This is a genomic window from Paraburkholderia sp. EG286A, from assembly GCF_040965375.1.
GTDB lineage: Bacteria > Pseudomonadota > Gammaproteobacteria > Burkholderiales > Burkholderiaceae > Paraburkholderia.
The window spans coordinates 204,272-216,115 of the sequence record NZ_JBFRCB010000008.1; the positions used below are offsets into that span (position 1 = coordinate 204,272).

General features: G+C 63.9%; 12 protein-coding genes. 4 read left to right on the forward strand and 8 right to left on the reverse strand.

Annotation, left to right across the window (positions count from 1 at the left end; genetic code table 11):
- Positions 1 to 108: 108 nt before the first annotated feature.
- Positions 109 to 1,707: an EAL domain-containing protein gene (locus AB4Y35_RS32945; RefSeq protein WP_368707716.1), complete on the reverse strand. Its 1,599-nt coding sequence runs from the start codon at positions 1,705 to 1,707 to the stop codon at positions 109 to 111.
- Between the two features lie 266 nt (positions 1,708 to 1,973).
- Between AB4Y35_RS32945 and AB4Y35_RS32950 the strand changes: the two genes are divergently transcribed.
- A complete protein-coding gene (locus AB4Y35_RS32950) occupies positions 1,974 to 2,486 on the forward strand; it encodes a hypothetical protein (protein ID WP_368707717.1) in 513 nt (170 codons plus the stop codon).
- Between the two features lie 41 nt (positions 2,487 to 2,527).
- The gene (locus tag AB4Y35_RS32955) at positions 2,528 to 3,424 is read left to right on the forward strand and encodes a lysozyme inhibitor LprI family protein (RefSeq protein WP_368707718.1); all 897 of its coding nucleotides are present in this window, start codon (positions 2,528 to 2,530) and stop codon (positions 3,422 to 3,424) included.
- 6 nt (positions 3,425 to 3,430) lie between these two features.
- Here the strand turns inward: AB4Y35_RS32955 and AB4Y35_RS32960 are convergent, their stop codons facing one another.
- The 7 genes from AB4Y35_RS32960 to tssJ all read right to left on the reverse strand — a co-directional run bounded on the left by AB4Y35_RS32960 (position 3,431) and on the right by tssJ (position 10,186).
- Entirely contained in the window at positions 3,431 to 4,330 is a 900-nt protein-coding gene (locus tag AB4Y35_RS32960; RefSeq protein ID WP_368707719.1) for a transporter substrate-binding domain-containing protein, read from the reverse strand.
- Positions 4,323 to 5,183 carry an ABC transporter permease gene (locus tag AB4Y35_RS32965; protein WP_368707720.1) on the reverse strand — a complete coding sequence of 287 codons (861 nt, stop codon included), beginning with the start codon at positions 5,181 to 5,183 and terminating at the stop codon, positions 4,323 to 4,325. The genes AB4Y35_RS32960 and AB4Y35_RS32965 overlap by 8 nt, the downstream gene beginning before the upstream one ends.
- Positions 5,164 to 6,018 (reverse strand): ABC transporter ATP-binding protein, encoded by an 855-nt coding sequence (locus AB4Y35_RS32970; protein WP_368707721.1) that lies wholly within the window; start codon positions 6,016 to 6,018, stop codon positions 5,164 to 5,166. The genes AB4Y35_RS32965 and AB4Y35_RS32970 overlap by 20 nt, the downstream gene beginning before the upstream one ends.
- Positions 6,015 to 7,100: an ABC transporter substrate-binding protein gene (locus AB4Y35_RS32975; protein ID WP_368707722.1), complete on the reverse strand. Its 1,086-nt coding sequence runs from the start codon at positions 7,098 to 7,100 to the stop codon at positions 6,015 to 6,017. The genes AB4Y35_RS32970 and AB4Y35_RS32975 overlap by 4 nt, the downstream gene beginning before the upstream one ends.
- Positions 7,101 to 7,331: 231 nt before the next feature.
- Positions 7,332 to 8,114 (reverse strand): DotU family type IV/VI secretion system protein, encoded by a 783-nt coding sequence (locus tag AB4Y35_RS32980; RefSeq protein ID WP_368707723.1) that lies wholly within the window; start codon positions 8,112 to 8,114, stop codon positions 7,332 to 7,334.
- A complete protein-coding gene (gene tssK, locus AB4Y35_RS32985) occupies positions 8,111 to 9,457 on the reverse strand; it encodes a type VI secretion system baseplate subunit TssK (protein WP_368707724.1) in 1,347 nt (448 codons plus the stop codon). The genes AB4Y35_RS32980 and tssK overlap by 4 nt, the downstream gene beginning before the upstream one ends.
- A 114-nt stretch (positions 9,458 to 9,571) precedes the next feature.
- On the reverse strand, positions 9,572 to 10,186 hold the full coding sequence (gene tssJ / locus AB4Y35_RS32990) for a type VI secretion system lipoprotein TssJ (RefSeq protein WP_368707725.1): 615 nt from the start codon (positions 10,184 to 10,186) through the stop codon (positions 9,572 to 9,574).
- Between the two features lie 354 nt (positions 10,187 to 10,540).
- On the opposite strand from tssJ, the gene AB4Y35_RS32995 reads away from it, so the two are divergent.
- Both AB4Y35_RS32995 and tssB read left to right on the forward strand, forming a co-directional pair.
- Complete coding sequence (locus AB4Y35_RS32995) at positions 10,541 to 11,227, forward strand: tetratricopeptide repeat protein (protein ID WP_368707726.1); 687 nt, start codon at positions 10,541 to 10,543, stop codon at positions 11,225 to 11,227.
- 60 nt (positions 11,228 to 11,287) lie between these two features.
- Positions 11,288 to 11,839 (forward strand): type VI secretion system contractile sheath small subunit, encoded by a 552-nt coding sequence (tssB, locus tag AB4Y35_RS33000; RefSeq protein ID WP_368695605.1) that lies wholly within the window; start codon positions 11,288 to 11,290, stop codon positions 11,837 to 11,839.
- Positions 11,840 to 11,844 lie beyond the last annotated feature (5 nt).

Sequence of the window (11,844 nt, forward strand, 5' to 3'; positions counted from 1 at the left end):
GGCCGAGGAGAGAATTTTTTTCCAAAGATAGGCCCGTGTAACCCCTGGCATCGAGAATAAAATTCTCCCGCCATCGCGAAGATGGTAGTGGGTAATATGGTTGAATTATCAACTGAGATTCGCCGGCATGCTGTTCGCCTCGCGCGGCGCACGCTGCTTGCCCAGCCATTTCGCGAGATCGGCGGCGGACATCGCTTTCGAGTAGTACCAGCCCTGGCCATACTGGACGCCCTTGCTGCGCAGCCACGTCACCTGTGCGCCCGTCTCCACACCCTCGGCGACGATTGCCAGACCCAACTCATGCGCCATCGAAATGATGTGCGGCGCGACCACGCTCGAAGCGGTATCCTGGACAATCGTATCGACGAACGACTTGTCGATCTTCAGCACATCGATCTCGAAGGACTGCAGATACGCCAGGCTCGAGTAGCCGGTCCCAAAGTCGTCGATATAGATGGGGTGGCCCGCGGCCCGGAACGCCGCGATGACACCGCGCGTGGCTTCGGCGTTCATGAAGCTGCGTTCGGTTGCCTCGATGCGGATTTGCGCGGGCGCGATGCCGGTGCCTTCGAGCGACGCGGTCAGCAGGTTCAGGAAACGCAAGCTCTGCAGATCCTCGGCGCCCACGTTGATCGAGACGTAAAAAGCCGGGTTCGCCGTGAGCAGTTTCCCAAGCTGCGCGATGGTCTTTTCGAGCACGAGATCGGTCAGGGGCTGAATGAGGTGATTGTCTTCGGCCACGCGCACGAAGACCTCGGGCGAGATGGCGCGGCCGTTCAGCGTCCACCGCACCAGCGCTTCGACGCCTGCACACTGGCTGTCCTCGAGTCGCACGATGGGCTGGAAAACCACGTCGATCTTGCGCCGGGTGATGGCCCATTGCAGCGTCGAAGGGAACGAGAGCTGCCGCGAAACGCGCTTGTAGGCGAGCCAGCCGAGCGCGGCGCCCGAGAACACGCCGATGGTCAGCCACGCGGCGAGCAGCTTGGGCCAGTCGCCCGCCACGCTGCTGCGCGGCGACTTCACCACGACGCCGAGCGGGCGTGTCGCCGAGCGGGCGACCGCGTAATTCCAGTCATCGCTGTTCACGTTGCCGTTGCGTTTCCACGCGTCGAGCATGTCGTCCGGATCCGCGCCGGCCGAGACTGCGAGGAGCCTGCCCGTCGAAATCTGGATCACGGCGATTGGGCGCCTCGCCGGATCGATGAGATCGACATAGGAACCCGGGTCGATGGAGACGTAGTGGCCATTGCGGCCAATCTGGATGTCCTTGCGCACGTCGCTTAGCGGGCTCTTCTGCTGGAACCACACGAGGTAGCCGTCGTCGCTGCGAAAGTCGGGCGGCGGGAGCGTGAGGTCCTTGCCGCGCACGTCGCCGAGCAGCGGAGAGCAGAGATAGTGCCCGTCGGCGTAGGCGCCGGCATCCTGAACATAGCGGTAGTTGTAGATGACACGCGCGGCCTGCATGAGGCTGGACGGCGAACAGGGCGTGCCTGGCTCCCGGTCCAGGTCGGAAAGCGCGGCGAAGGCCTGGTACGTCACGAGGTCCGTGCGCATCACCGCCTTGTCGGCGAACTCCCTGAGCTCGGCGCGATCGCGCCGCTGGACGTCCATGTCCGCGACGTAAAGACTCGTGAAAACGGGGACGAGGGTGGCGAGGCACCCGAGTGCGACCGAAGCCGAAATCAGCGTGATGCGCTTGATCATTTCGCACCCCGGAGGATGGAACGTTAGGCAACGAACCACAGACTGGACGCACAGGTGGGGCACCTCAGATGCCCGGGAGCCCGAATATCCGAGCAAAGCATACTCTTTGGCGCTTCGTTTTCAACGGGCAAGCGCGTTGGCGGCGTTTGCTCGCGCGCCGCCACGGCTGTCTTGCCGGTAGGACCATGGTCCGATTGTCCGCGGCCTGCGCGGCCGGCATGATCTGCACGTGTTGCTCGCCAGGTTCGCTGCTCAGGGGAGCGAGAATGGGGACTCTGTCCAGGTTCGTGAAGCAAGCGTGGCTTGCCGCCGTGGTGGCGCTCGTGGCCGGCTGCGCCCAGCCGTGGCAAAGCGTCGAGCCCGGCGCCGACCAGTCCGCGTTGATCGCGCGTCTCGGGCCGCCGCGCGAAACCTATAACCTGCCGGACGGCGGCAAACGTCTCATGTGGCCGACCCAGCCAATGGGGTCGACGAACACCGTTGCCGACATCGACGCGAGCGGCAAGGTCGTGAGCGTGCGTCAGGTCATGCAGGCGAGCGAGTTCTATCGCGCGAAAGTCAACGAGTGGACACGTAACGACGTCCTGATCAATTTCGGCCGGCCCGCGGAAACGGCCTACTTTTCGCGCATGCAGCGGGAAGTCTGGTCCTACCGCTACATCGAGAACAACGTCGATTACATGATGTTTCATTTCTACTTCGATGATCAGGGCATCTTGCGGCTCACGCAGAAGACGCCCGATCCATTACGCGACCGGAACCTGAGGCGCGGGTTCTAGACCAGGTTCCGTTCAGAGGCTTGCGCCTCACGGAGGCGCGTATGCGTAACGCGCGGCATTCGACGACCCCGCACCGCCTCGCGCGTGCGTGGCTATTGGCTGCGCTGCTCGTGCCGCCGGGCGTCTTGCGGGCCATGGAGTTCAAGATCTACTACCAGCCCGATCTAAAACTGAACATGGTGATCGGGAAGGGAAAGATTCAGAGTGGCGATGCCGAAAAGTTTCTGGCGGCCGCCAGACTCGCCGGCCGTGATCGCGAAGGACTCGTTCCCCTGGTCCTCGATAGCCCTGGCGGAAATGTCGAAGCAGCGTTTCGCGTGGTAGACGCCATGGACCGGGTCAGGGTCTATACGATCGTTGCGGATAACGCGAGGTGCGCGTCCGCATGCGCCTCGATCCTGTTCGCCTCTGGGGAGCGCAGAAGTGTCATGGGCACGGGACAGCTTGGCTTTCACAGTTGTTATCGGCGCGCCGGCAGCAGCTATGCCGAGGACTCGCTCTGCAACGAAATCATCGCGGCGAACGCCATGCAACGGGGCGTGAGCCACGCCGGCATCAATCGCTTCGTCGAGCAATATGGCGCGTCGGACATGGCGTGGGTCGGGCGCAGCGCCGCGTGCACCTTGCTTCACGGGCTTTGCAGGCCAGGGCTGCTGGAAGCGCAGCCCGCAACGAAAGCGGCGCTGGCGCAAAGCTTCAATTGCAGCGAACTCATCTCTGCTCAGGCACAGCTGGTTTGCGGAGATTCGGAACTCGCCAGCATCGATAAGACCATGGCCGAACTCTTTAACCAGAAGCTGAAGGTATCGACCAACAAAGACCGGCTAAGGGCGGAGCAACGGGCATGGCTTCGAAACTCACGCAATGCGTGCGGCGACAAGGCGTGCCTGTTGAAAAGCTATCAGCTGCGCGTGGCAGAACTGAAGCGACGTGGTTAGTGGCAACTAGTGGCAATACAGGTCATTTTCCGCATTGAACATGTCGAACGCGAGGCTGATCGCCTGATCTTTGCGCACGGTCGCCAGCCACCGGCTGCGTCGCCACGCCATCACCGTGTCGCCGACGAAGGCGGTGCTTGCCGTGTCGCCCGCGCGCGTGGCGATGAACGCGGCCTGCGCGGCGATCGTTCCGCGTAGCGGACGATAGTAGGACCAGTCCGCCTGCTTGAGCAGCGCCTCGATCACGAACTCGTCGTCGACCAGCGCGGCGCAATCGCCTGCCTGGAACGCCAGCAGGGCATCGAGCGGCCGGTCGAAACCGTGCACGCTCGCGTGGTATTCGCGCGCTGCGCGCTGTGCATAGGGGTTGCCTTGCGATGCGCAAATCGCACGGCCGCTAAGGTCTCGCCATGTCCGCACGTTGCCATGATCCAGCACGAGCGCCATGCCACGGCCGCTCGAATACGAAGTCGATGCGAACGCAATCCGCGCGTCGGGCGAGAAGCGCAGGCCAGCGATGACGGCATCGGCTTTGCCCGACTGCAGGGCGGCGCGCGCGGCGGCCGGCTCGGCCAGCAGGAACTGCACGGGCAGCCCCGCGCGGCGAGCGAGATCCGAAGCGAGCGCCGCCGCGAACGGATCGGGCGCGCGCAGCGTGCGGTCGACTTTGCCGACGTAAAGCGTGGGCGCGGGGCGCGGCGGCACCGCCACGATCAGAACGCCGCGCGCTGCTGCAGCAGCGAAAGGCCGGTCGCTCTCGGGAAGGGCGCGTGGCAAGTCGTCGTTCAGCGCCCACGCGAGCACGGCGAGTAATGCAAGCGATGCGAGCGTGGCCGTTCGCGCGGTGGCCGGCCACGGCCAGCGCCGCGGGACCGGCGACACTTCGAGTCGAGTGTTTCTAGCCATTCTGCGCGAGCCCGACGCGCCAGCGCAGCAATTGCCGCTCGAGTATCGACAGGCTTTGATTGATCAGTAATCCAAAGATGGCGAGCAGTACGATGCCCGCGTACATGTCGGGAATCTGAAACGTCTCCTGCGAATTGAGCGTATAGAAGCCGAGCCCCGAACGCGCCCCGATCATTTCCGCCGCCACCAGCGCCGTAATGCTGTACGCGCCCGCCAGACGCACGCCCGTGAGGATCTGCGGCAGGGCAGCCGGCAGCACGACCTTCGTTGCGATAAAGCGCTGCGAGGCGCCCATCGAGCGCGCGCAGTCGATCAGCACGCGCTCGACCTGCTTCACGCCCGCGATGGTATTGAGCAGCACCGGCCAGAACGCGGCCCACACGACAATGGCGATCTTCGACGACTCGCCGATGCCGAGAAACAGCATGAACACCGGAAAGAGCGCGAAGGCCGACACTTGACGCAGCAGCTGAAAGACGGGATCGACGATGCGCTCGACGCGCCGGAACCATCCCAGCACGAAGCCGCAGACGATGCCGCCCGCCACGGCGAGCAGCAGGCCGCTAACGGAGCGCACGGCGCTCGCGCCGATATGGGTCCACGCGTCGCCGTTTTCGAAGAGCCGCGCGATGGCGAGGGCGACCTGTGAAGGCGGGCTCAGGTAAGCCGCGTTGACCAGGCCGAGCCGGGGCAGCAACTCCCACAACAGCAGGAAGGCGACGAGCGCAATGGAGCGCTCAACGCCTACGTAAAGGTGCGCGAAAGAGGAAGCGGCACGCACGCGCCGCAGGCTGCGCGAGGATTCGCGGACCGCGCCTGGGTTGGACATCGAGTCAGACATCGAATCGGACATGATCGGCTCCCGTCAATGCATGGGTTTGCGGCTGTGCGTCGAGCCGCGTGTCGAGTTCCGTGCTGAGGCTCGCCCACGCGCGCTGCCGCAGCGCGACGAACGCCGGCGAGTGACGCAGCGCGGCGCCGCGCGGGCGCGGCAGATCGACGTCGATGATCTCTTTCACACGGCCGGGGCCGCGCCCGAGAACGGCGATGCGATCGGAGAGAAAGATCGCCTCGTCGATGCTGTGCGTGACGAACACGACGGTCGTGGCGCTTTGCTCCCAGATTGCGAGCAATTCCTGCTGAAGCAATTCGCGCGTCTGCGCGTCGAGCGCGCCGAACGGTTCGTCCATCAGCAGAATCTCGGGGCCATAAGCGAGCGCGCGCGCGATAGCGACGCGCTGGCGCATGCCGCCGGAAAGCTGATGCGGATAGTGATCCGCAAACTCCAGCAGGCCCACGAGGCGCAAAAAGCGCTCGGCCTCGCTGCGCCGCGCGGCGCGCTTCATGCCGCGAATTTCGAGTCCCGCTTCCACGTTCTTGCGCACCGTGCGCCACGGAAAGAGCGCGTAGCCCTGAAACACGAAGCCGAGCTTTTGCCGCACGGCGCTCACGGGGTCGCCGTCCACGCGGATATCGCCCGAGGTTGGCGGCGTGAGGCCGGCGAGCACGTTGAGGAAGGTCGACTTGCCGCAGCCGCTCGGGCCCAGAAGCGCCATGAATTCGCCCTCGCGCACGGCGAGATCGAAGCGCTTGAGGACCGTATGGTGCGTGTCCGTTTGGGCGTTGCCATAGGTGAGCGAGAGATCGCGCGCGACGATCTTCTCGCGTAGCGCAGCCGCCGTGCTCACGAGCGTGTTCCGTTCGGCAAGGTCGCCGCGCTGGCCTGGGCCTCGTGCTTCGCGAACTCATTGAAGTCGTTCGTGTAGACATCCTTGACGTTGACCTTGCCTTTCGGAATCTTGCCGGCCTGCTCGAGGATATCGATGTAGTACTGGATGGGCGGCTCCGTGACCACGAGGTCTTTCACGTAGGCATAGCGCTCCACGAGCCGAACGTCGATGCCGAGCCGCTCGGCCGTCAGCTTGCGCGCTTCGTCGGGATGCGCATTGACCCAGTTGCCCGCCATCGCGATGGCCGTGACGAAGTCGCGTACCGCCTGCGGGTGGGCGCGCGCGAACGCGCCGTTCACGCTATAGGGCGCCATGCCGCCAAGGCCGTGATCCTCGTCCCAGTCGCTCCACAGTTTGCGCAGTTGCGGATCGGCTTCGGCCGAGCCGGAAAAAGGCGGATGAATGATCGCGACGTCCACGTTCTTCGTGACGAGCGCCTGCTCGGACTGATTGTCGGGCACGACGAGCCAGTTCACCTTCGAGACATCCACGCCGTGCTGCGCCAGATACTTTTTGGTGACGAACTCCGCGCACGCGCCGAAGCTGTTGAACGCTACCGTTTTGCCCTCGAAGTCCTTCGGCCCGAGAATGTCCGAATCCTTGCGCACGAAATACTTCATGTGCGGCGCGTCGGGCAGCGTTTCGCCGCCTGCCGAGATGACCTTGATATCGGCGCCGCTGGCAATCGCGGAGATGACGAGCGGCACCATGCGCGTGCCGAAATCGATATCGCCGGTACCCACGAGTGGAACAATCTGCGGCGCCGAAATCTTGCCGACATATTTGGGCCGCGTGCTCGTGTGGTCGAAATAGCCGAGCTTGTCGGCGAGATAGACCAGGTCGAACGCGGGATTGTCGGGGTACTTGAAGTAGGTGATTGCTTGCTGCGCCGACGCGTGTTGGGTCGCGACAGACGCGTCTTGCGCCTGCTCCCCATGCGGTTTGCAACCACTTTGGAGTATCAGGGCTGCAGCGGCGCACGCGGCAAGCAGAACGGTTCCGGCGGAGCGCCGACGGAATTTCGGGGGGAACGCCTTCATGAGCGGAGACTCGGCAACGAGCAGGTAGGTAAGTGAATTGACGATGCTCGATGATTGTCGATCTGCAACGATTTCAGGCAAACCAACGAATTATGATTTGCTTAGTTGTTCGTATCGACATCCCGCTACTTCTGCGGTTGCTTCGAAATATCCGCTGCTGCTTTGGTCCGGCTTTTCGTGTTGATCGAGTGCGAAAAGGGGCGGGCTGCACGCCACGCCCCTTTCATACGCTCAAGGCAGCGAGATCGTCAGATTCGCCGATTGCGGCCCGAGCTTGATGAGTTGCGTATACGGCGCGAGCATGTGCACCGTGTTGTCGCGCAGCCAGGTGCTGAGCCCGAGCCACGCGAGCAGACCCACCAGCGCGAACACCGCGCCGATCGACCACAGCGGCACCTCGCGCTTGAGGCGGTGCGCAACCTGATCGGGCAGCGGCCAATGCGGCGCGAAGGCCGCGCGCTTGCCCTTGATATGCGCGATCTCGTCGCCCAGGCGCGCCGTGAGATAGGCGAGCTTTTCCGGCCCTTCGAGAATGTACTTGCCCTGGAAGCCGAGCAGCAGGCACATATGGAAGACCTCGAGCGACTGCAGCCGCGGTGCGCCCTGCGCGCGGCCTTCCTCGAGATACTGGAAGAACTTTTCGCCCGCAAGCTGCTCGCCGAACAGCGCGAGCTGCAAGGGGCGACGTTCCCACTCGGCGCGAATGCGGAACGACGACGCCAGCACCGATTCGTCGAGGGCGGCGCAGAACGCGAACTTGGCCGCGTACACGTCTTCGGCCGCGACGTTCAGCTTCTTCGCGCCGCGCTCGAAGTCGCCCAGGAACTGCTGCACGCGCGCGCCGAATTCGCTGGCGTCGCCAGGCTCGCGGCCGTTCTTCAACAGGAACAGCATGAAGAAGCCGTCGTAGAGCAGATCGAGCAGCGAGCGCACCTGGTAGGCGGGTTCGGTTGCGGGCGCGGGGTGATTCACGGCCGGTACCGCGTCGCCGAAAAGGGAAGGGGCATTGCTCATGACGTCACCGCGATGAGTTCGAGTTTGAGATCGTTGATGCCCGAGGGCGCGTAGACCATGGCCGACTGCGACTGAATCATGCGCTCATAGAGCGCACTGCGCGCCTCGAATGCGAAATAGCACGCGCCGGGCCGCACGGGAATGGCGGGCGGCACCTGGGGCGTGTAGACGAGCCGCACGCCCGGCATGGCCGAGAGCACGAGCTTGTCGACGTCGTCAGGCGCGCCGACCTTGAAGCGCGCCGGCACCGCCTCGACGAGATCGACGGCGGGCATGTCCGCCGAAACGGCGAGATAGAACGTGGTCTTGTCGTCGATCTTGCCCGAATCGAGCCGGCCGATATGGAACGACGGGCGCACTTCTTCGAGCGCAATGGCGAAGTATTGCGTGGAGATCACCGTTTCGAGCAGGTCGCGCAGAATCGTATCGAGGCGCGCAAAACCGGGGCCGGGATCGTCGTGGCGGTACGCGGGCAGGTCGGCCAGCGCGTAGCCCTTGGAGAACGTCATGAGCTGGCCCGCGAGGCGCAGCAGCTCGTGAAAGAGCCGCTCGGGGTGAAGCGCCGCATGCTGATAGAGATGCGCGAGCGTGGCGAACGCGCCGCTCGCCGTATGCAGCAGCCAGAACGAGGCGATGTCGCCCGAACGGAACTCGATGATGTTCTTGGTCGGCTCGCGATGAAAGCCATAGAGCGCATTGACCTTGGCCTGCAGCGCGTCGATGAGGCGGCGCAGCCGCTGGTGCAGGAGCGGCGACGCTTCGATGGCGAGACTCGGCGGCACGAAGCTTTCGTCGACCTCGAATCCCGACGTCGCGGTGCGCCGCACGCGCGCGACGGGCACCGAGAGCAACTGGTCGCGCGGCTCGCTGTGCGCGATCAGCTTGACGTTCGTTTTCAGGAACGTCACGTCGGCCTGTGCCGCGTCCGTGTAGTGATCGGCGACGCTCGCCTGCTCGCTCACGTAGCGCGTGACGAAGCCGTCGTTGCGATCCGGCGCGTAGTTCGTGCCGGTTTCGCGCATCTGGTGCAGCGCCAGGTAGAACGTGAATTCGTTGATGCCCTCGGGCAGCGTGTCGAGCGCCACGGGCGGTGGCAGGTCGTCGGCCTGCGGCGCGCTATAGAGCGTGCCGTCCGGAAACACGAGCGCAAGCTCGCCCATGCGCAGCATGTTGCTGCCCAGTGCGTCGTGGTCGAGCCGCGCGGTGCGCACGCCCCAGTTGTACGGCGCAATGGCCTGGATCGATTCGAAGAGGCGCGCTTCGTGGTAGGCGTCCTGCCGCTGGAAGTGCTGAGGCCTCAGGAACAGGCCTTCTCCCCAAAGCACTTTCGAGGAATAACTCATGTTAAATCGGCTATATGCGTGATTCGGCCCGTGCCGCTCGCGCCGGCGATCGGCGGACTGAAATTGTTAAATATCCCGCGTGCTCGTTACTCTGCCCGGTGCTTTGTCCTTTATTCACCCGCAAGTCACCGACGAAAGCAGATTCAGCTGCTGCGGCGGTAATCCCTGGTCCGGCGAGATCACCGTGCCGCTCGTGACGGTCATTGCGCAGTTATGCAGGCCGACCATTATGCCGGATTTCTCGGATTTCGCAGGATCGAAGGCGAACTTCCAACGCTGCATGGCCGGATCGCGGAATAGCGCGACGATGCCGAATGCCTGCGCCTCGCGCGAAACCTTTTCGGTGGCGTTATATCGCTGGCCGGGAATGAGTGTCACTTCACGCACGCCGAGCAGGTCGGCGCCCAGCGCACTCTTTTCCTTTGCCGGGTCGGTGAACGTATCGAACGACGCCTGCTGGAATGAGGTCGGGTCCTTCAGTACATAGAGCCGCACGACGAGCGCAAGCGGCTTGTGGTCGGTCGCCGCGTTGAGGTTTTGCGCCGCCAGTAGCGTGATACCGAGGTCGCGCGGGGGTTTCTGGCTGTCCGGCACGTCGGGCTTGCCGATGCCCGCGAGCCGCAAGGCCGCCGACGCCGCACTGCCGAGCGCCGGCACGGCCGCCGCGCAGCCGGCGAGTTGCGCCGTGACCATGAGGATCGATGCGAAACGAATAAGACGCGCATTCATTATTTGTTGGCCAGGCGCGAATGCCCGGGGTCCGTTAAGTGGTGATATGCGATCCGGATAATGCTATCCGCATAAAGGCGCATTTAACCCCGCGTGGCGCCGATAAGCGGTTGATTATGTGAAGCGGCAAACTTTTCCGGCTCGCTCGTGTTTTCAATTGCACGAGTGAGAAATTATTTCCTGTGTGAATTTCTTGTGGCAGTAAACCCCGCGTCAAAGAAGCGATTTAGTGTCGGCGCATTACATTAAGAAGTTGAATTATCAAAATTTGGGCTGTACTATACCCGCGCGCTAGAGCTAAAGCAAAACTCTAGTTCCCTCCCATCGAATTAATAATTACACGTTGGTGAAAGAATGATAAACCGGGTCATTTCAAGGCTCTCCGGGGTGGTGCTGGCATGCGGGGTAATCGCGGGCTGCGCTACGCAGGACCATAATCTCGCGGCATCGCCAGACGCATTCAACAAGGCGCTAGCCGACGCCGATACCGCGGCGAAGGGCGGCGATCAGGATCGCGCGATCGCGCTTTACCAGAAACTCGCCGCGGCGGATCCCACGCGCGAAGAGCCGTGGTCGCGCATCGCGCAGATCCAGTTCCAGCAGCAACACTATGGACAGGCCATCGTGGCGGCGCAGGAAGCGCTGCAGCGCGACCAGACCGACCGCGCCGCGAAGAGCGTGCTGGCCGTGGCCGGCCTGCGCGTCGCGACGCAGTCGCTCGGCGAACTGCGCCAGGATGCCTCGCTGCAGGGCGACGCGAAGTCCGATGCGCAGGCGCTCGCGAAGCAGTTGCGCGACACGCTCGGCGAGGATTCGCTGTTCCCGCCCGAGCAGGCTGAAAAGCCCGCGCCCAAAAAGCGCCGCATCGTGCGCCACGTGCAGAAGCCGGCGGCGAAGCCCGTTGAAACGGCCGAGGTCGCGCCGGCTGCACCGGCTGCGCCCGCCGCCCCCGCGGCTGCGGCTCCCGCGCCCGCTAAAGCGGCGCCCGCCAAAGCGGCGGCAAGCGGTGGTGCGTCCGATCCGTTCAGCGCACTGCGCTGAACCGCCCGGCGGTGAATTGCTGACAACAGGTCTTGAACGACTCGAACAGGGGAGCCCTCGATGGCCAAGAAAGAAAGTATTCAGAAGCGCTTGCAGAAAGTGCGGCCGCCGCGCGTCCAGTTGACGTACGAGGTCGAGCTCGGCGACGCCATTGAGGTGAAGGAGCTGCCGTTCGTAGTCGGCGTGATGGGCGATCTCGCGGGGCAGTCGGAAGTCGAACAGCCGCGGCTGCGCGACCGCAAGTTCGTCAATATCGACCGTGACAACTTCGACGACGTCATGAAGGGCATCGAGCCGCGCGCGGCCTTCCAGGTCGAGAACCGCTTGAGCGAGGCGGGCGGCAAGTTCGCCGTGGACTTGCGCTTCCGTTCGATGGCCGACTTCAATCCCGACGAAGTCGTCGCGCAGGTCGAGCCGCTGCGCCGTCTGCTCGAGGCGCGCTCGAAGCTCGCGGACCTGCGCAACAAGCTCGCCGGCAACGACAAGCTCGAAGACCTGCTGAGCGAGGTGCTGGCCAATACGCAGCAATTGCAGGCGCTCGCGGGCAACACGGGTGGCGCTGGCGAAGTGGATCGTGGCGAACGCAACGAATCCGGCGAAGGCAACGAGTAATAAGC